The sequence below is a fragment of the Enterobacter cloacae complex sp. S1 genome, assembly GCF_014930525.1.
Classification (GTDB): domain Bacteria; phylum Pseudomonadota; class Gammaproteobacteria; order Enterobacterales; family Enterobacteriaceae; genus Enterobacter; species Enterobacter hormaechei_C.
Genome location: NZ_JADBRE010000028.1, coordinates 46,046 through 63,922, shown reverse-complemented (window position 1 = coordinate 63,922; position 17,877 = coordinate 46,046). Strand labels below are relative to the sequence as shown.

The window sequence follows — 17,877 nt, the reverse complement described above, 5'->3', positions numbered from 1 at the left end:
CAATCACGTTTCCCTTAGACGTAGCGCAACAAATGACCGGCACGCCGGGAGTAGAGTCACTCTTAGTGCAGTTCGAACAGGACAGAATTTACCTCAAACACTAAGGGAGTAATGTTATGGACCGTGTCATTCAATCCCCGGGAAAATACATCCAGGGTGCAGATGTTCTCACTCGCCTCGGCGACTACCTGAAGCCGCTGGCGAATCGCTGGCTGGTGGTGGGCGATAAATTTGTGCTGGGTTTTGCTGAAGAAACCCTGCGCCAGAGTTTCAAAAAAGCCGGACTCCATGCCGAAATTGCACCGTTTGGCGGCGAATGTTCGCAAAATGAAATCGATCGCCTGAAAAAGCTGGCCGACAGCACTGACTGTCTGGCGGTGCTGGGTATCGGCGGCGGAAAAACGCTGGATACTGCCAAAGCGCTGGCCCACTTTATGGACGTGCCGGTGGCCATTGCCCCGACCATTGCCTCCACCGATGCGCCGTGCAGCGCCCTTTCCGTGATTTATACCGACAGCGGCGAGTTCGATCGCTACCTGATGCTGCCGCACAACCCGAACATGGTGATTGTCGATACCAAAGTGGTGGCGGGCGCACCTGCGCGCCTGCTGGCCGCCGGGATTGGCGATGCCCTGGCAACCTGGTTTGAAGCGCGTGCCTGCTCACGTAGCGGCGCGACGACCATGGCGGGCGGCAAGTGCACGCAGGCAGCGTTAGCGCTGGCAGAGTTGTGCTACAACACGCTGGTTGAAGAGGGCGAGAAAGCGATGCTGGCGGCGGAACAGCACGTGGTCACACCGGCTCTGGAACGCATTATCGAAGCCAACACCTATCTCAGCGGCGTGGGCTTTGAAAGCGGCGGGCTGGCGGCGGCGCATGCCATTCACAACGGCATGACGGCGGTGCCGGATGCGCATCATTTCTACCATGGTGAAAAGGTCGCGTTCGGCACGCTGACGCAACTGGTACTGGAGAACGCGCCGGTTGAAGAAATTGAGACCGTCGCCGCGCTTTGCCACAGCGTTGGGCTGCCGATCACGCTGGCGCAGCTGAATATCAAAGAGGATATTCCGGCCAAAATGCGGCTGATCGCGGAGGCGTCCTGTGCCGAAGGGGAAACCATTCACAACATGCCTGGCGGCGTCACGCCGGATCAGGTCTATGCGGCGCTGCTGGTGGCGGACCAGTACGGACAGCGATTCTTGCAGGAGTGGGAGTAACGAAAAAAGCCGGGTGGCGCTGCGCTTACCCGGCCTACATGGCACTTTAATTTGTAGGCCGGGTAAGGCGTAGCCGCCACCCGGCACAATGGCTACTTCACGTCAAACCGATCCAAATCCATCACTCGCGCCCATGCGGCAACAAAATCACGAACGAACTTCTCGTGTGCATCACTGCTGGCGTAAACTTCGGCCAGCGCACGCAGGACGGCGTTTGAACCGAAGACCAGATCGGCGCGGGTCGCGGTGTATTTCACTTCCCCGCTGGCGCGATCGCTACCGGCAAACAGCTCGTTTGAGTCGTCGGTCGCTTTCCACTGGGTGTTCATATCCAGCAGATTAACGAAGAAGTCGTTGCTCAGCACGCCCTCGCGGTTGGTAAACACGCCATTCTTGCTGCCATCGAAGTTTGCACCCAGTACGCGCAGACCGCCGATCAGCACCGTCAGTTCCGGCGCAGTCAGGGTCAGCTGCTGGGCTTTGTCGATCAGCAGCGACTCCGTGGTGGATACATCCACCTGCGCACGGTAGTTGCGGAAACCGTCAGCAACCGGTTCGAGCAGGTTAAACATCTCGATGTCCGTCTGGTCCTGACGCGCATCCACGCGGCCCGGGGTGAACGGTACGTTGACGTAAACGCCCGCGGCTTTCGCCGCCTGCTCAACGCCCACAACACCTGCCAGCACGATGATATCGGCCAGTGAGGCTTTATTAGTGGTGCGCTGGATAGCTTCCAGAGCCGGTAACGCCCGCACCGCCGCGGCGTTCACATCCCAGTCGCGCTGAGGCGCCAGCGCCAGACGCGCGCCGTTAGCGCCGCCACGCTTGTCGCCGCCGCGGAAGGTCGATGCCGACGCCCAGGCCACGGAAACCAGCTCGCTCACGGAGAGACCAGCGGCCGCGATTTCCGCTTTCAGGCTTTCAATATCTTCCTGCGTCGGATGGAACACCGGTTGAGGCAGCGGATCCTGCCAAATCAGATCTTCTTTCGGTACTTCCGGGCCGATGTACCGCGCTTTTGGCCCCATATCGCGGTGGGTCAGCTTGAACCACGCGCGCGCAAAGGCTTCGTTGAAGGCCTGCGGATCGTTCAGGAAGCGACGGGAAATTTTCTCGAATTCCGGATCAAAACGCAGCGTCAGGTCGGTGACCAGCATGGTTGGCTTGCGTTTTTTCGACGGGTCGAACGGGTCAGGCATAATTTCCGGCGCATCCACGGCTTCAAACTGAATGGCGCCCGCCGGGCTACGCGTCTGCACCCATTCGTATTTGAACAGGTTCTCGAAGAAGTAATTGCTCCACTGGGTCGGGGTTTGAGACCAGATAACTTCCAGCCCGGAGGTGATGGCGTCAGCGCCAATACCGGTGCCGTGCGTGCTGGCCCAGCCCAGGCCCTGCGCTTCAATCGGCGACGCTTCCGGGTCAGTGCCCACGTGCGTGGCTTCACCTGCGCCGTGCGTTTTACCGAGCGTATGGCCGCCCGCAATCAGCGCGACGGTCTCTTCGTCATTCATGCCCATGTTGCCAAAGGTAGCGCGGATCGCCGCCGCCGCAGACAGCGGTTCACCGCTGGCGTTCGGCCCTTCCGGGTTCACGTAAATCAGGCCCATTTCGGTGGCCGCAAGCGGGCGCTTCGCCAGCGCTTCCGGGTCACGGTGGGTCAGCCAGGCCTTTTCATCGCCCCAGTTCACGTCCAGATCCGGTTCCCAGACGTCTTCACGCCCGGCACCGAAACCAAAGGTGCGGAAGCCGGAGTTCTCCAGCGCCACGTTACCCGCGAGGATAAAGAGGTCAGCCCAGGAGATTTTTTGTCCGTATTTTTGCTTAATTGGCCACAGCAGGCGGCGAGCCTTATCCAGGCTGACGTTATCCGGCCAGGAGTTCAGCGGTGCAAAGCGTTGCTGACCGCGTCCGGCGCCGCCGCGACCGTCAACGGAGCGATAGGTACCCGCACCGTGCCAGGCCATACGGATAAACAGGCCCGCATAGCTGCCCCAGTCGGCAGGCCACCACGGTTGTGAGTCGGTTAACAGTGCTTTGAGATCGCCCTTAAGGGCGGAATAGTCGAGCTTGCTGAATTCTTTGCGGTAGTCGAAGTCTTCACCCAGAGGGTTAGAACGGCTGGAGTGTTGATTAAGTAGATCGATGCGAAGTTGTTTAGGCCACCATTCTTTGCTGCCGGTACCTGCACCCGCGCTATGATCGACGCCGCCCTGGTGGAACGGACATTTGCCGGCGGATGCCGCGTTATTGGTCTCGTCTGACATGCTCATCGCTATGCTCCCTTTACAGTGTTACCGTTACGATATACACCACTAACGATAAGAGATAGTTGAATTAATCCACAGATTCGATAGCTAATACCTTTTAACTCTCCGTTCGATTAAAAAACCCTCACTTTATGAGGGTTTTTTACTTTACAGCGCCGGGCGAACACCGAGCGTATGGCAAATGGCGTAGCTCATTTCCGCACGGTTCAGGGTATAGAAATGGAAATCTTTCACCCCTTCGCGACTTAAAATCTTCACCATGTCCATCGCAATATTGGCCCCCACCAGCTTACGGGTTTCCGGATCGTCGTCCAGCCCTTCGTACATTTTGGACATCCACAGCGGAATGCGCACGTTGGTCATATCAGCGAATTTCTTCGCCTGTTTGAAGTTCGAGACCGGCAGAATGCCAGGAATGATTTCGACATCAATACCCGCCGAGACGCAGCGGTCGCGAAAGCGCAGGTAGCTTTCCACGTCAAAGAAGAACTGAGTAATCGCGCGGTTAGCACCGGCCTCCACTTTACGCTTCAGGTTGAGCAGATCCGCCTGGGCGCTTTTGGCCTCCGGGTGAACTTCAGGGTAGGCGGCCACGGAGATATCAAAGTCGGCAACGTCTTTCAGCAGCCCGACCAGATCGGTGGCATACATCTCCGGCTTGCCGCTGCCTGGCGGGAGGTCGCCGCGCAGGGCCACAATGTGGCGAATGCCGTTATTCCAGTAGTCCTGGGCAATGGCGCGTAGTTCATCACGGGTGGCGTCGATACAGGTCAGGTGCGGTGCCGCTTCCAGACCGGTTCGATCTTTAATGCCCTTAATGATGCTGTGCGTGCGGTCACGCTCACCGGAGTTGGCGCCGTAGGTCACGGAGACGAACTTCGGCTTGAGGCTGCTCAGACGATCGATAGAGCTCCACAGGGTTTGCTCCATTTCACTGGTGCGCGGCGGGAAAAATTCAAAAGAGACGTTAATCTGGCCGTTTACTTCGGCCAGGCTCTGATTCAGGGCTTCCCGCTGGTTGGCGTGAAAAAAGCTCATACCTTACCTCTATCTTTCGCGTGTCGTTGTTTGTTGTGTTGTGAACTTCTATACGTTTAGACGTCCAGATGTAAAAATGACGGAAAAGCGGGATGACGTCAACAGAAATAATCAACATTAACGGTGAGGTTTGTTCAGGGAAGATGAAGGGCGCTCATGATGGGGGTGAGTGCGGTCTGCTGCCCTCACCCTAACCCTCTCCCACGGGGAGAGGGAACAAGCGAAATTACAGCAGCTTAGCCAGACGATTAATGTCAGACTGAATGGCTCCGGCGGTGACATCGCGTCCCGCGCCCGGGCCACGGATCACCAGCGGGTTATCGCGATACCAGCGGCTTTCGATGGCGAAGACGTTATCGCACGGCAGGAGCGCCGCCAGCGGATGTTCAGGACGCACCGCCTCCACGCCCACGCGCGCTTTACCGTTCGCCTCGAAACGCGCCACGTAACGCAGCACCAGGCCCATCTCGTTAGCCGCTTCCAGACGTTGCACCATCTGCTCGTTCAGCTCGTCACCGTTCTCGAAGAAGTGATCGACGGACCCCTCCTCGCAGCCCGCAGGCACCAGAGACTCGACGCGTACCTGACCCGGCTCAATGTCGTAGCCGGCTTCACGCGCCAGGATCACCAGCTTACGCATCACATCTTTACCGGCAAGGTCAACGCGCGGATCCGGCTCGGTTAAGCCCTGCTGCCACGCCTGATCCACCAGGTCGGTGAACGGAACGGTGCCATCAAACTGCAAAAACAGCCAGGAGAGCGTGCCGGAGAAGATCCCGCTCAGCGCCAGAATGCTGTCGCCGCTTTCAATCAGGTCGCGCACGGTATGGTTCACTGGCAGGCCCGCGCCAACGGTGGCGTTATACAGCCAGTGACGGCCCGTTTTTTCGAATGCGTCATGGATCTGACGGTATTTATCAGTGCTGCTCGCGCCCGCCAGTTTGTTGGCGCTGATGACGTGGAAACCGTGGCTGGCGAAATCCAGATACTGATCGGCCAGCTGTTCGCTGGCAGTCACGTCCAGCACCACCAGATCGTCGTACGGGTGCGCGCGCATCCACAGGAACAGCGACTCTTCATCCTGCTCAACCGCTTCATCGTTAAAGAAGGCCAGCGCCCGGCTGGCGTCCAGCCCTTCGTAGTTCAGCAGGCTGCGGCGGCTGTCCACCACCCCTGCCAGAATAAATTCAAACCCGGTACGCGCCGAAAGCGTCACCTGCTCGCGGGCGAACAGCTCCAGCCAGCGGGAACCGATGTTCCCTTTCCCGAATAGTACCAGGCCGATGCGTTTTTCCGCGCGGAACAGGGAGGTGTGCAGACCCTGAATCAGGCTTTCGGTTGGCCCTTTACGCAGCACGGCAACCAGACTGATGCCCTCTTCCGACTGCCAGGTGAACTCCACCGGCTGACCTTTCAGTTGCTGCCAGAAGCGGTGGCAGTGGAGCGGGTTACGGGTGACGCCCGCGCCCACCATCGCCACCAGCGCCAGCCCCTGACGCAGGCGAAGCTCGCCCGGCAGGCCCGCTTCATCCAGAATTTTCAGGGCGCTGTCCACCACTTCAGCGGTATAGCAGAACTGCAACAGCTGACGATCGTTATGTACGCCAACGGCCAGCGGACGCACCTGGGCACGTTTCAGGATGGTGTCGATATCTTTGTGTGCCAGTTTGAAATCCTGGCCCGCAGGCACCTGGAACTCAATCAGGCAGATGTCATCATGGCTGGTGACAATGCGCGCGCCCGTACCGGATGCCAGCACGCGTTCGATGCGGGTGGAACCCTGATCCGGCGTGTAGCTACAGCGTAGTTGCAGGTCGATGTCGCTGCCGGAAACCGGCTGTAGCGTGCGCGCGTGCAGCACCGGGGCCGCCAGACGCGCCAGTTCGCTCGCTTCGTCGAGACGCAGCAGCGGCAGCAGGCAGGCATCTTTTACTTTGCGCGGGTCCGCGCTGTAGACACCGGCCACGTCGCTCCAGATGGTGACGCGGGACACGCCCGCCAGGGCGCCAATCTGCGTTGCCGAGTAGTCAGAGCCGTTACGGCCCAGCAGAACGGTTTCGCCCGCGTTGCTGCGGCTGATAAAACCGGTGACGACAATACGTTTACCAGGATGTTGCACCAGCAGCTGTTGCAGCAGCGGGTAAGACAACCCTTCGTCCACCTGCGGCTGCGCGGCACGTTCGGCACGCAGGAAATCACGCGCGTCGAGCCAGGCGGCGTCCACACCAAGATGTTGCAGCACAGCGGCCATCAGGCGCGCAGACCACACTTCACCGTGGCCAACCACTTCCGCATACACTGCATCGGTAATGCCGCTGTCCAGCAGAGCGGCCAGACGCTCAAGGTCGTGCGTAAAAGCGCTAATCAGCCCGTCCGCCACGTCCGCAGGCAGCAAACCGGCAATCAGTTCGCTCTGGTAACGACGTAAGGACTGTTGCACCTGATGCGCAGAGAGGCGATCGGTCTGGCTCAGTTTCAGCCAGCTAATCAACTGGTTGGTGGTGCTGCCCGCCGCAGAGACAACCATCATGTCCCCCGGCTGTGAATACTCGGTCATGATCCCTGCGACACGCAGGTAACATTTCACATCAGCAAGACTACTACCACCAAACTTGTGCAGCTGACGACCCTTCGTCCCTGCCTGCGCTATCACACTCATGATTACCCCTTGGCTGCGACCCGGAAGCCATTTTCCAGATCGGCAATTAAATCTTCAGAATCTTCAATACCGGTCGAGATACGCAGCAGCGTCTCGGAAATCCCGGCGGCGGCACGTGCTTCGGGTGCCATACCTGCGTGCGTCATGGTTGCGGCGTGGGAGATCAAGCTTTCTACTCCCCCTAAGGATTCCGCCAGCGTAAACAATGACAACCCGCTCAGGAAGCGACGCAGCGTTTGCTCGTCACCGTCCAGTTCAAAACTTAACATCGCGCCAAATCCTTTCTGTTGGCGCGCGGCAATCTCGTGCCCCTGATTTTCCGGCAGCGACGGGTGATAAAGCTTCTTCACCAGCGGCTGGGTTTTCAGGAAATCCACGATCGCCTGGGCATTACGCTGCGCCACGTCCATACGCGGCGACAGCGTACGGATGCCGCGCAGCAGCAAATAGCTGTCGAAGGCGCCCGCGGTGACGCCAATGTTATTGGCCCACCATGCCAGTTCGGTGACTACATCAGGATCTTTGGCAATCACCACACCTGCTACTACGTCAGAATGGCCATTCAGATATTTAGTGCATGAATGCAACACCAGATCGGCACCCAGTGCCAGTGGGTTCTGAAGGGCCGGACTGAGGAACGTATTATCCACTACACTTATCGCTCCCGCATCCCTTGCGAGCTGACAAATTTTCGCAATATCGACTACGCGCAACAATGGATTGCTTGGACTTTCCACCAGCACCAGCTTCGGCTGCTCGGCAAGCGCCTGTTTCAGCGCCTGTTCGTCGTTTTGATCGACAAACAGCACACGGTAGCAGCCACGTTTCGCCAGGCTATCAAACAGACGATAGCTGCCGCCATAACAGTCGTGCGGCGCCACCAGCAGATCGCCAGGTTTCAGGAACACCGTAGTCACCAGGTGAATGGCAGACATGCCGGTATTGGTTAATACCGCACCCGCGCCGCCTTCCAGTTCCGCCAGCGCGCGCTGGGTGACGTCACGCGTAGGATTGCCGCGACGCGAGTAGTCATGCGCGCGGGGTTCATTAAATCCGGTGAAATTATAGGTGCTGGAGAGATGAATTGGCGGGACAACGCAGCCGTACTGCTCGTCATCATTCAATCCGCTACGCACTGCGATGGTGGCCTGTTTACGCGTCATGGTGAGGCTTCCTGGCGAATGAGGTGAAAAGTCAGGCACCAGAGTAAACATTGAAAGTATGGACGTCAATACATCTGGACATCTAAACTTCTTTGCGTATAGATTGAGCAATGCGCAAATAGCCGTTAAAATTATATGCTTTAGGACACGCTACAGCGGCAATATCCGTGCCTCGGTATCGTCTCTACGGTAAACTACGCAAGATTACGGTTCAAAACTGATGGTTACCGGTTTTGCACCTTTAGATTAATGACTGAGAGGATTAAAGGTATCTCATGGCTGAATGGAGCGGCGAATATATCAGCCCATACGCTGAGCACGGTAAGAAGAGTGAGCAAGTCAAGAAAATCACGGTGTCCATTCCTCTGAAGGTGTTGAAGATCCTCACCGATGAACGTACGCGTCGTCAGGTGAACAACCTGCGTCACGCCACCAACAGCGAACTGCTGTGCGAAGCGTTCCTGCATGCGTTTACCGGCCAACCGTTGCCGAACGATGACGATCTGCGCAAAGAGCGCAGTGACGAAATTCCAGAAGAGGCGAAGGTGATCATGCGTGAACTGGGTATCGACCCGGATACGTGGGAATACTGATAAGCGGATACAAAAAAGGCACCTTGCGGTGCCTTTTTTTCGGGAAACTTATTTAGCGCCCGGGATGCTGAAACGCTTGTTGAAGCGGTCAACACGGCCACCGGTTGCAACATCACGCTGCTTACCAGTGTAGAACGGGTGGCATTTGCCGCACACGTCCAGGTTCAGATCGTGACCCACGGTAGAGCGGATCTGGATAGAGTTACCGCAAGAGCAGTTTGCAGTAATCATTTCGTATTTCGGGTGAATATCTTTTTTCATGGGAGAACCTCAGTTAAGGCCGCGTCGCTCTTCCAGCCCTAACGCCAGACACCACGCGATGTTGAATGTAAGTTCTTTGGCGTAAAATACACCAAAGGCGGCGAATCATACAGAATTTGACCAACGTATGCAAACTGATCCGCACGCCGCTTTCACTAATGTGTATACTAACGCGCCACTTTTCAAGTCAGGAAGATTCGATGCCCGTCGCTCACGTTGCCCTGCCCGTTCCGCTTCCCCGCACCTTTGACTACCTGCTGCCCGACAGCATGAGCGCCAAAGCGGGCTGTCGCGTGACCGTGCCGTTTGGCAAACAGCAGCGTGTGGGGATCGTGGTGTCCGTCAGCGAACACAGCGAACTGCCGCTTAACGAGCTGAAATCGGTTGTTGAGGTGCTGGACAGCGAGCCGGTTTACTCCACCAGCACCTGGCGACTGCTGCTGTGGGCAGCAGATTATTATCATCATCCGATTGGCGACGTGCTGTTCCATGCCCTGCCCATTATGCTGCGCCAGGGCAAGAGCGCCAGCCACGCGCCAATGTGGTATTGGTTTGCCACCGAGCAGGGCCAGGCTGTGGACATTAACAGCCTGAAGCGCTCGCAGAAACAGCAGCAGGCGCTGGCCGCGCTGCGCCAGGGAAAAATCTGGCGCCATCAGGTCGACGAGCTTGAGGTAAGCGAAACCGCGTTGCAGGCATTAAGGAAGAAAGGGTTGAGCGAGCTGGCCAGTGAAGCCCCTGCCCTTCACGACTGGCGCGACGGCTTTTCCGTCTCGGGCGATCGCCTGCGTCTGAATACCGAGCAGGCCACCGCCGTGGGCGCGATTCACAGCGCCGCCGACCATTTTTCCGCCTGGCTGCTGGCGGGCGTCACCGGCTCCGGTAAAACCGAAGTGTATCTGAGCGTGCTGGAAAACGTGCTCGCGCAGGGCAAACAGGCGCTGGTGATGGTGCCGGAAATCGGCCTGACGCCGCAAACCATCGCGCGTTTCCGTGAACGCTTTAATGCGCCCGTTGAGGTTCTGCACTCCGGCCTGAACGACAGCGAGCGCCTCAGCGCCTGGCTGAAAGCGAAAAACGGCGAAGCGGCGATTGTGATCGGCACCCGTTCATCGCTGTTTACGCCGTTTAAAAATCTCGGCGTTATCGTGATCGATGAAGAGCATGACAGCTCCTATAAACAGCAGGAAGGCTGGCGCTATCACGCCCGCGACTTAGCCGTGTACCGCGCCCACAGCGAACAAATCCCCATTATTCTCGGGTCCGCCACCCCCGCGCTTGAAACGCTGCACAACGTTCGCCAGCGTAAATACCACATGCTGCGCCTGACGCGCCGTGCGGGGAATGCCCGCCCGGCCATTCAGCATGTGCTGGATTTGAAAGGCCAGCAGGTGCAGGCCGGGTTAGCGCCTGCGCTGATTAGCCGCATGCGCCAGCATTTGCAGGCGGGCAACCAGGTGATCCTGTTCCTGAACCGCCGCGGCTTCGCGCCTGCGCTGCTGTGCCACGACTGCGGCTGGATCGCGGAGTGCCCGCGCTGCGATCACTACTACACCTTCCACCAGGCTCAGCGCCATTTACGCTGCCACCACTGCGACAGCCAGCGTCCGGTCCCCCGTCAATGCCCGTCCTGCGGCTCAACGCACATCGTGCCGGTCGGTCTGGGAACGGAACAGCTTGAACAGGCGCTCGCGCCCTTCTTCCCGGACGTACCCATCTCCCGTATCGACAGGGATACCACCAGCCGTAAAGGGGCGCTGGAGCAGCAGCTGGCGGAAGTGCATCGCGGCGGCGCGCGCATCCTGATTGGTACTCAGATGCTGGCGAAAGGGCACCACTTCCCGGACGTGACGCTGGTCGCCCTGCTGGACGTCGACGGCGCGCTGTTCTCCGCGGATTTTCGCTCCGCCGAGCGTTTCGCCCAGCTTTATACCCAGGTTGCCGGTCGCGCTGGTCGAGCGGGTAAGCAGGGCGAGGTGGTGCTGCAAACACACCACCCTGAACATCCGCTGCTGCAAACTCTGCTGCACAAAGGCTATGACGCCTTCGCGGACCAGGCGCTGGCCGAACGTCAGACGATGCAGCTTCCCCCATGGACCAGCCACGTTATCATCCGTGCGGAAGATCATAATAACCAGCAGGCTCCGCTGTTCCTGCAACAGCTGAGAAACCTTCTGCAAGCCAGCCCGCTGGTGGATAATCAGCTGTGGATTTTAGGCCCGGTACCCGCGCTCGCCCCGAAACGCGGCGGCCGTTTCCGCTGGCAACTCTTACTTCAGCACCCCTCGCGTATCCGTTTACAGCAGATCGTCAGCGGCACGCTGGCGCTGATCAATACCCTGCCGGAAGCGCGAAAAGTGAAGTGGGTTCTTGACGTCGATCCGATTGAAGGCTGAAGACGGATCGAAAAATTTAATGCGCCTCACACTTTTTATGAAAATTCTGTAACCGATTCCATTAACTATCTGTAAAAATGGTGCTGTCCGCAGTTCGGTGTTCAGGCGAGGAGAAGACGTTGAAGTCCAGGAAAGAGGTTGCCTCGGCGACCATGAAAGACGTTGCCGAGAAAGCACAAGTCTCAACAGCAACCGTGTCCCGCGCATTGATGAACCCTGACAAAGTCTCCCAGGCGACCCGAAACCGGGTTGAAAAGGCGGCGCTTGAGGTCGGTTATTTCCCGCAAGCCATGGGGCGCAACGTTAAACGCAACGAATCCCGCACCATCCTGGTGATCGTGCCGGATATCTGCGATCCCTTCTTCAGCGAAATCATCCGCGGCATTGAGGTCACGGCCGCCGCCCAGGGCTATCTGGTGCTGATTGGCGATTGTGCTCACCAGAACCAGCAGGAAAAAACGTTCATCGACCTGATCATCACCAAGCAGATTGATGGCATGCTGCTGCTTGGCTCACGCCTGCCGTTTGATGCCAGCATTGAAGAACAGCGCAATTTACCGCCGATGGTCATGGCGAACGAATTCGCGCCGGAGCTGGAGCTGCCAACCGTTCATATCGATAACCTCACCGCCGCATTCAACGCCGTGAACTATCTTCAGGAACTGGGGCATAAGCGTATCGGCTGTATCGCCGGACCAGAAGAGATGCCGCTGTGTCATTACCGCTTGCAGGGCTACGTTCAGGCGCTGCGCCGTACCGGGGCTATCGTCGATCCGCACTACATTGCGCGCGGTGATTTCACCTTTGAAGCGGGCGGGCAGGCGCTGGAAAAATTGCTGGCCTTGCCAGAACCGCCCACTGCGGTCTTCTGCCACAGCGACGTGATGGCGCTGGGGGCGTTATCCTACGCCAAACGTCACGGCCTGCGCGTGCCGCAGGACCTGTCGATAATCGGTTTTGATAATATTTCACTTTCGGAGTTTTGCGATCCGCCGCTTTCGACCGTTGCACAGCCGCGGTATGACATTGGCCGGGAAGCGATGCTGCTTTTGCTGGATCAGCTGCACGGTCAATCAGTTAGCAGTGGGTCACGATTACTGGATTGTGAGCTAATTGTGCGCGGCTCTACCCAGGCATTAACTTAAAGTAAATACCTTTCGACACCCTTATCTGGTCAAAGCCCCGTCGCTTAAGTAACATGGCGGGCTGACGAACGAATAAATACAGCGAAACGATAGTGGCACAACGAGATTATGTACGTCGCGGCCAGCCGGCACCTTCGCGACGCAAAAAGAGTAGTTCAAAAAGCAAGCAACGTAGCCTGTCTGCTGTCTCCCCAGCTATGGTCGCCATTGCTGCGGCTGTGCTGGTGGCCTTTATTGGCGGCCTCTACTTCATTACGCATCATAAAAAAGAAGAGTCTGAAGCCCTTCAGGGTAACAAGGTCGTCGGCAACGGCCTGCCGCCGAAGCCTGAAGAGCGCTGGCGCTACATTAAAGAGCTGGAAAGCCGCCAGCCTGGCGTACGTGCGCCTACCGAGCCTTCTGCCGGGGGTGAAGTGAAGAATGCCGATCAGCTGACGGACGAACAGCGTCAATTGCTCGCTCAGATGCAGGCGGACATGCGCCAGCAGCCTACGCAGCTGAACGAAGTACCGTGGAACGAACAAACCCCGGCGCAGCGTCAGCAAACGTTGCAGCGCCAGCGTCAGGCTCAGCAGCAAACGCAACAGCAGCAGTGGACGCAGACGCAGCCGGTACAGCAGCCGCGTACACAACCGCAGCAGCAGACGCGTACCGTACAAACTCAGCCTGTCCAGCAGCAACCGAAGGCGCAGCCGCAGAAGCAAACGGCACAGCCGTATCAGGATCTGTTGCAGACGCCTGCGCATACCACTGCGCAACAGCCAAAAACGCAGCAGGCTGCGCCGGTCACCAAAGAGACCGAGGCACCGAAGCAGACGGCTGAGAAAAAAGATGAACGCCGCTGGATGGTTCAGTGCGGTTCGTTTAAAGGTGCCGAACAGGCAGAAACGGTGCGTGCTCAGCTGGCATTTGAAGGATTTGACTCTCGCATTACCACCAACAACGGCTGGAATCGCGTAGTGATTGGACCGGTCAAAGGCAAAGAAAACGCAGACGGCACCATTTCCCGTTTGAAAGTGGCTGGCCACACAAACTGCATTCGACTCGCCTCCGGGGGTTGAAACCCCCAAAATCCCCCCCATCTATCATTTAATTCAGCCCTGAGCACAGGCTCAGGGCTTCTGTTTCCCGAATCTGTAACCAGGGGGTCTGCTCGTGACAACAATAGTAAGTGTACGCCGTAACGGCCAGGTGGTAATTGCCGGTGATGGCCAGGCCACGCTGGGTAATACCGTCATGAAAGGCAATGTGAAGAAAGTACGTCGTCTTTATAACGACAAAGTGATCGCCGGTTTCGCAGGCGGCACGGCTGATGCCTTCACGCTGTTTGAACTGTTTGAACGCAAACTGGAAATGCATCAGGGTCATCTGGTGAAAGCCGCCGTTGAGCTGGCAAAAGACTGGCGTACCGACCGCATGCTGCGCAAGCTCGAAGCGCTGCTGGCCGTGGCTGACGAAAACGCCTCGCTGATCATCACCGGTAACGGCGACGTGGTTCAGCCTGAAAACGACCTGATTGCCATCGGCTCTGGCGGCCCGTACGCCCAGGCCGCAGCCCGTGCGCTGTTGGAAAATACCGACATGAACGCGCGCGATATCGCGGTGAAAGCGTTGGATATTGCAGGTGATATCTGCATCTATACCAACCACAATCACACCATCGAAGAATTACCGTCTAAAGCGTAAGGATCGCCCATGTCTGAAATGACCCCACGCGAAATTGTCAGCGAACTGAACAAACACATTATCGGCCAGGACGACGCCAAGCGCTCCGTGGCTATCGCACTGCGTAACCGCTGGCGTCGCATGCAGCTCGACGAAGAGCTTCGCCACGAAGTGACGCCAAAAAATATTCTGATGATCGGCCCGACCGGTGTGGGTAAAACCGAAATCGCCCGTCGTCTGGCCAAACTGGCTAACGCGCCGTTCATCAAAGTTGAAGCCACCAAGTTCACCGAAGTGGGCTATGTGGGTAAAGAAGTGGACTCCATCATCCGCGACCTGACCGACTCGGCGATTAAGATGGTACGTGTCCAGGCAATTGAGAAAAACCGCTATCGCGCCGAAGAGATGGCCGAAGAGCGTATTCTCGACGTGCTGATCCCACCGGCAAAAAACAACTGGGGACAGGCTGAACAGCAGCCTGAACCTTCTGCTGCGCGTCAGGCATTCCGCAAAAAACTGCGCGAAGGCGAGCTGGACGACAAAGAGATTGAGATCGATCTCGCTGCCGCGCCAATGGGCGTGGAAATTATGGCACCTCCGGGCATGGAAGAGATGACCAGCCAGTTGCAGTCCATGTTCCAGAACCTGGGCGGGCAGAAGCAGAAAGCGCGTAAGCTGAAAATCAAAGACGCGATGAAGCTGCTGATTGAAGAAGAAGCCGCGAAGCTGGTTAACCCGGAAGAGCTGAAACAGGATGCTATCGACGCGGTTGAGCAGCACGGTATCGTGTTTATCGACGAAATCGACAAGATCTGTAAGCGCGGCAACGCGTCCGGCCCGGATGTCTCCCGCGAAGGCGTTCAGCGCGACCTGCTGCCGCTGGTGGAAGGTTGCACCGTCTCCACCAAGCACGGCATGGTTAAAACTGACCACATTTTGTTTATCGCCTCCGGTGCGTTCCAGATTGCCAGCCCGTCTGACCTGATCCCGGAACTTCAGGGACGTCTGCCAATCCGCGTCGAGTTGCAGGCGCTGACCACCGAAGATTTCGAACGTATCCTGACTGAGCCAAACGCTTCTGTGACCGTACAGTACAAAGCGCTGATGGCGACCGAAGGCGTGAACATTGAATTTACCGATGACGGTATCAAGCGCATCGCCCAGGCCGCGTGGCAGGTCAACGAAACCACCGAAAACATCGGTGCGCGTCGTCTGCACACCGTGCTGGAACGCCTGATGGAAGACATCTCTTATGATGCGAGCGACCTTAACGGTCAAAGCATTACCATTGACGCAGACTATGTGGGCAAACACCTGGATGCGTTAGTGGCAGATGAAGATCTGAGCCGTTTTATTCTATAATCGCGTTCAATGCATTTTCATCACTGTTGATGGGGGCTATGGCCCCCATTTTTATTGGCTAAATAACTATGACTGATATCAGCCGTACACAGGCGTGGCTCGAAAGTCTGCGCCCTAAAACGCTTCCTCTGGCTTTTGCCGCCATTATCGTCGGTACCACGCTTGCCTGGTGGCAGGGTCATTTCGATCCGCTGGTAGCAGGTCTGGCGCTTGTCACCGCCGGGCTGCTGCAAATCCTCTCTAATCTCGCCAATGATTACGGCGATGCGGTAAAAGGCAGCGACAAGCCTGACCGCATCGGGCCGCTGCGCGGGATGCAAAAAGGGGTGATTACCCAGGCACAGATGAAGCGGGCGCTGATTATCACCGTGGTGTTGATTTGCCTGTCCGGGCTGGCGCTGGTGACGGTCGCCTCGAAAACCACCAGTGATTTCATTGGCTTCCTGGTGCTGGGCTTGCTCGCCATTATTGCAGCCATTACCTATACCGTCGGGACGCGTCCTTACGGGTATATTGGTCTGGGCGACATCTCTGTGCTGGTGTTCTTCGGCTGGCTGAGCGTGATGGGAAGCTGGTACTTACAGGCGCACACGGTGATCCCTGCCCTGTTCCTGCCGGCGACCGCCTGTGGTCTGCTGGCGACGGCGGTGCTGAATATCAATAATCTGCGCGACATCGATAGCGACCGCGAGAACGGTAAAAACACGCTGGCCGTGCGTCTGGGTCCGGTGAATGCACGCCGCTATCACGCCTGCCTGCTCATCGGCGCGCTGGTCTGCCTGGCGCTGTTCAATCTGATTTCGCTGCACAGCCTCTGGGGCTGGCTGTTTGTGCTCGCCGCACCGCTGCTGGTTAAGCAGGCCCGCTACGTTATGCGTGAACTCAGCCCGGCCGCCATGCCACCGATGCTGGAACGTACGGTAAAAGGCGCGCTGTTGACTAACCTGCTGTTCGTCATCGGGATTGTCTTAAGCCAGACGCTGAGTTAGCTGACAAATATCAATTAACAATTGATGATTTTGCCAACAACGCATTTCGCACGATATACTGAACACATTCGCAGCAACAGAGCGTTAAACCTATGAAATACGATACCTCCGAGCTTTGTGACATCTACCAGGAAGATGTCAACGTCGTTGAACCCCTGTTCTCCAACTTTGGTGGACGGTCGTCGTTTGGCGGACAAATCATCACGGTGAAATGTTTCGAGGATAACGGGTTGCTGTACGATCTGCTCGAAGAGAACGGCCGTGGCCGTGTTCTGGTGGTCGACGGCGGCGGTTCCGTGCGCCGTGCATTGATTGATGCTGAACTGGCGGGAATTGCCGTCCAGAACGAGTGGGAAGGCATTGTGGTGTACGGTTCCGTGCGTCAGGTGGACGATCTCGAAGACCTGGATATCGGGATTCAGGCCATCGCGGCCATACCGGTAGGCGCAGCGGGCGACGGCATCGGCGAAAGCGACGTGCGCGTCAATTTCGGCGGCGTGACCTTCTTCTCGGGCGACCACCTTTATGCTGACAATACCGGCATTATCCTTTCTGAGGATGCGCTGGATATTGAGTAGTTAATCGGTAAGCGAGATGCATAAAAAAACCGCCAACAGCAATGTGGCGGTTTTTTTTGTCCCTCGGGATTCGCGGTCCGTTGGGACGTCTTACAGACTAACACCAAGGAACTTCATCATACTCTCGCCCAAACCTTGGGCAACCCTTCCTAACCTTTATAAAATCCTAATTGTCTGTGAATACCTTAACTACCTGGTTGATGCTCATTATGATACCGCGTCCCTTTCCGCCATCTCGCAAATGGGCATCGGTCCAGGGAAAGGTGTATTCACTACCGTAAAGCAGGCTAACATCAAGGCTTGTGTCCACCGACTTATCACCGGTGGTGAACGGTGGAGCGGTAAGCAGCAGGGACCGCATAATGAAACGCTATTTATGTATCGCGTTCATTGTCGCCAGCGTACTCGTTGTAAAGAGCGATGAACCTGTTGGGTTTGTTGCTTTTGCTACGACAGCGCAGGACAAGTAGCGTTAAGGCCGCCCAGGGCGGCCTTTTTTATGGTTTGATGTCGGTTAGCGAAAACCATAAAAAAGCCG

Annotated in this window: 14 protein-coding genes; 9 read left to right on the top strand and 5 right to left on the bottom strand. The window is 57.2% G+C overall.

Features of this window, described 5'->3' with window-relative positions; all coding sequences use genetic code 11:
- Positions 1-116: 116 nt before the first annotated feature.
- Entirely contained in the window at positions 117-1,220 is a 1,104-nt protein-coding gene (locus tag IM290_RS18195; RefSeq protein ID WP_015569954.1) for a glycerol dehydrogenase, read from the top strand.
- Between the two features lie 92 nt (positions 1,221-1,312).
- Here IM290_RS18195 and katG read toward each other — a convergent pair whose 3' ends face one another.
- The 4 genes from katG to metB form a co-directional block, all read right to left on the bottom strand.
- Positions 1,313-3,493, bottom strand: coding sequence for a catalase/peroxidase HPI (gene katG, locus IM290_RS18190; RefSeq protein ID WP_086524114.1), 2,181 nt, complete (start codon positions 3,491-3,493; stop codon positions 1,313-1,315).
- Between the two features lie 144 nt (positions 3,494-3,637).
- Positions 3,638-4,528: a methylenetetrahydrofolate reductase gene (gene metF / locus IM290_RS18185; RefSeq protein ID WP_032104303.1), complete on the bottom strand. Its 891-nt coding sequence runs from the start codon at positions 4,526-4,528 to the stop codon at positions 3,638-3,640.
- Between the two features lie 226 nt (positions 4,529-4,754).
- Complete coding sequence (locus IM290_RS18180; protein ID WP_033487968.1) at positions 4,755-7,187, bottom strand: bifunctional aspartate kinase/homoserine dehydrogenase II; 2,433 nt, start codon at positions 7,185-7,187, stop codon at positions 4,755-4,757.
- 2 nt (positions 7,188-7,189) lie between these two features.
- Entirely contained in the window at positions 7,190-8,350 is a 1,161-nt protein-coding gene (gene metB / locus IM290_RS18175) for a cystathionine gamma-synthase (RefSeq protein ID WP_017383102.1), read from the bottom strand.
- 275 nt (positions 8,351-8,625) lie between these two features.
- On the opposite strand from metB, the gene metJ reads away from it, so the two are divergent.
- The gene (gene metJ, locus IM290_RS18170) at positions 8,626-8,943 is read left to right on the top strand and encodes a met regulon transcriptional regulator MetJ (protein WP_006179183.1); all 318 of its coding nucleotides are present in this window, start codon (positions 8,626-8,628) and stop codon (positions 8,941-8,943) included.
- A 48-nt stretch (positions 8,944-8,991) separates the two neighbouring features.
- Here the strand turns inward: metJ and rpmE are convergent, their stop codons facing one another.
- Positions 8,992-9,204 (bottom strand): 50S ribosomal protein L31, encoded by a 213-nt coding sequence (gene rpmE / locus IM290_RS18165; protein ID WP_003862040.1) that lies wholly within the window; start codon positions 9,202-9,204, stop codon positions 8,992-8,994.
- Positions 9,205-9,404: 200 nt separating this feature from the next.
- Here rpmE and priA point away from each other — a divergent pair, with 200 nt between their 5' ends.
- The 7 genes from priA to rraA all read left to right on the top strand — a co-directional run bounded on the left by priA (position 9,405) and on the right by rraA (position 17,339).
- Complete coding sequence (gene priA, locus IM290_RS18160) at positions 9,405-11,600, top strand: primosomal protein N' (RefSeq protein WP_032104298.1); 2,196 nt, start codon at positions 9,405-9,407, stop codon at positions 11,598-11,600.
- 119 nt (positions 11,601-11,719) lie between these two features.
- Positions 11,720-12,745 carry a DNA-binding transcriptional regulator CytR gene (gene cytR / locus IM290_RS18155; protein WP_017383100.1) on the top strand — a complete coding sequence of 342 codons (1,026 nt, stop codon included), beginning with the start codon at positions 11,720-11,722 and terminating at the stop codon, positions 12,743-12,745.
- Between the two features lie 92 nt (positions 12,746-12,837).
- Complete coding sequence (gene ftsN, locus IM290_RS18150; protein WP_017383099.1) at positions 12,838-13,806, top strand: cell division protein FtsN; 969 nt, start codon at positions 12,838-12,840, stop codon at positions 13,804-13,806.
- A 94-nt stretch (positions 13,807-13,900) separates the two neighbouring features.
- Positions 13,901-14,431, top strand: coding sequence for an ATP-dependent protease subunit HslV (gene hslV / locus IM290_RS18145; RefSeq protein ID WP_003862036.1), 531 nt, complete (start codon positions 13,901-13,903; stop codon positions 14,429-14,431).
- A gap of 9 nt (positions 14,432-14,440) precedes the next feature.
- Positions 14,441-15,772, top strand: a complete 1,332-nt coding sequence (gene hslU / locus IM290_RS18140) for an HslU--HslV peptidase ATPase subunit (protein WP_015569947.1) — start codon at positions 14,441-14,443, stop codon at positions 15,770-15,772.
- A gap of 62 nt (positions 15,773-15,834) precedes the next feature.
- Positions 15,835-16,761 carry a 1,4-dihydroxy-2-naphthoate polyprenyltransferase gene (gene menA, locus IM290_RS18135; protein ID WP_094089599.1) on the top strand — a complete coding sequence of 309 codons (927 nt, stop codon included), beginning with the start codon at positions 15,835-15,837 and terminating at the stop codon, positions 16,759-16,761.
- Positions 16,762-16,853: 92 nt separating this feature from the next.
- A complete protein-coding gene (gene rraA, locus IM290_RS18130; RefSeq protein WP_015569946.1) occupies positions 16,854-17,339 on the top strand; it encodes a ribonuclease E activity regulator RraA in 486 nt (161 codons plus the stop codon).
- Positions 17,340-17,877: the final 538 nt, after the last annotated feature.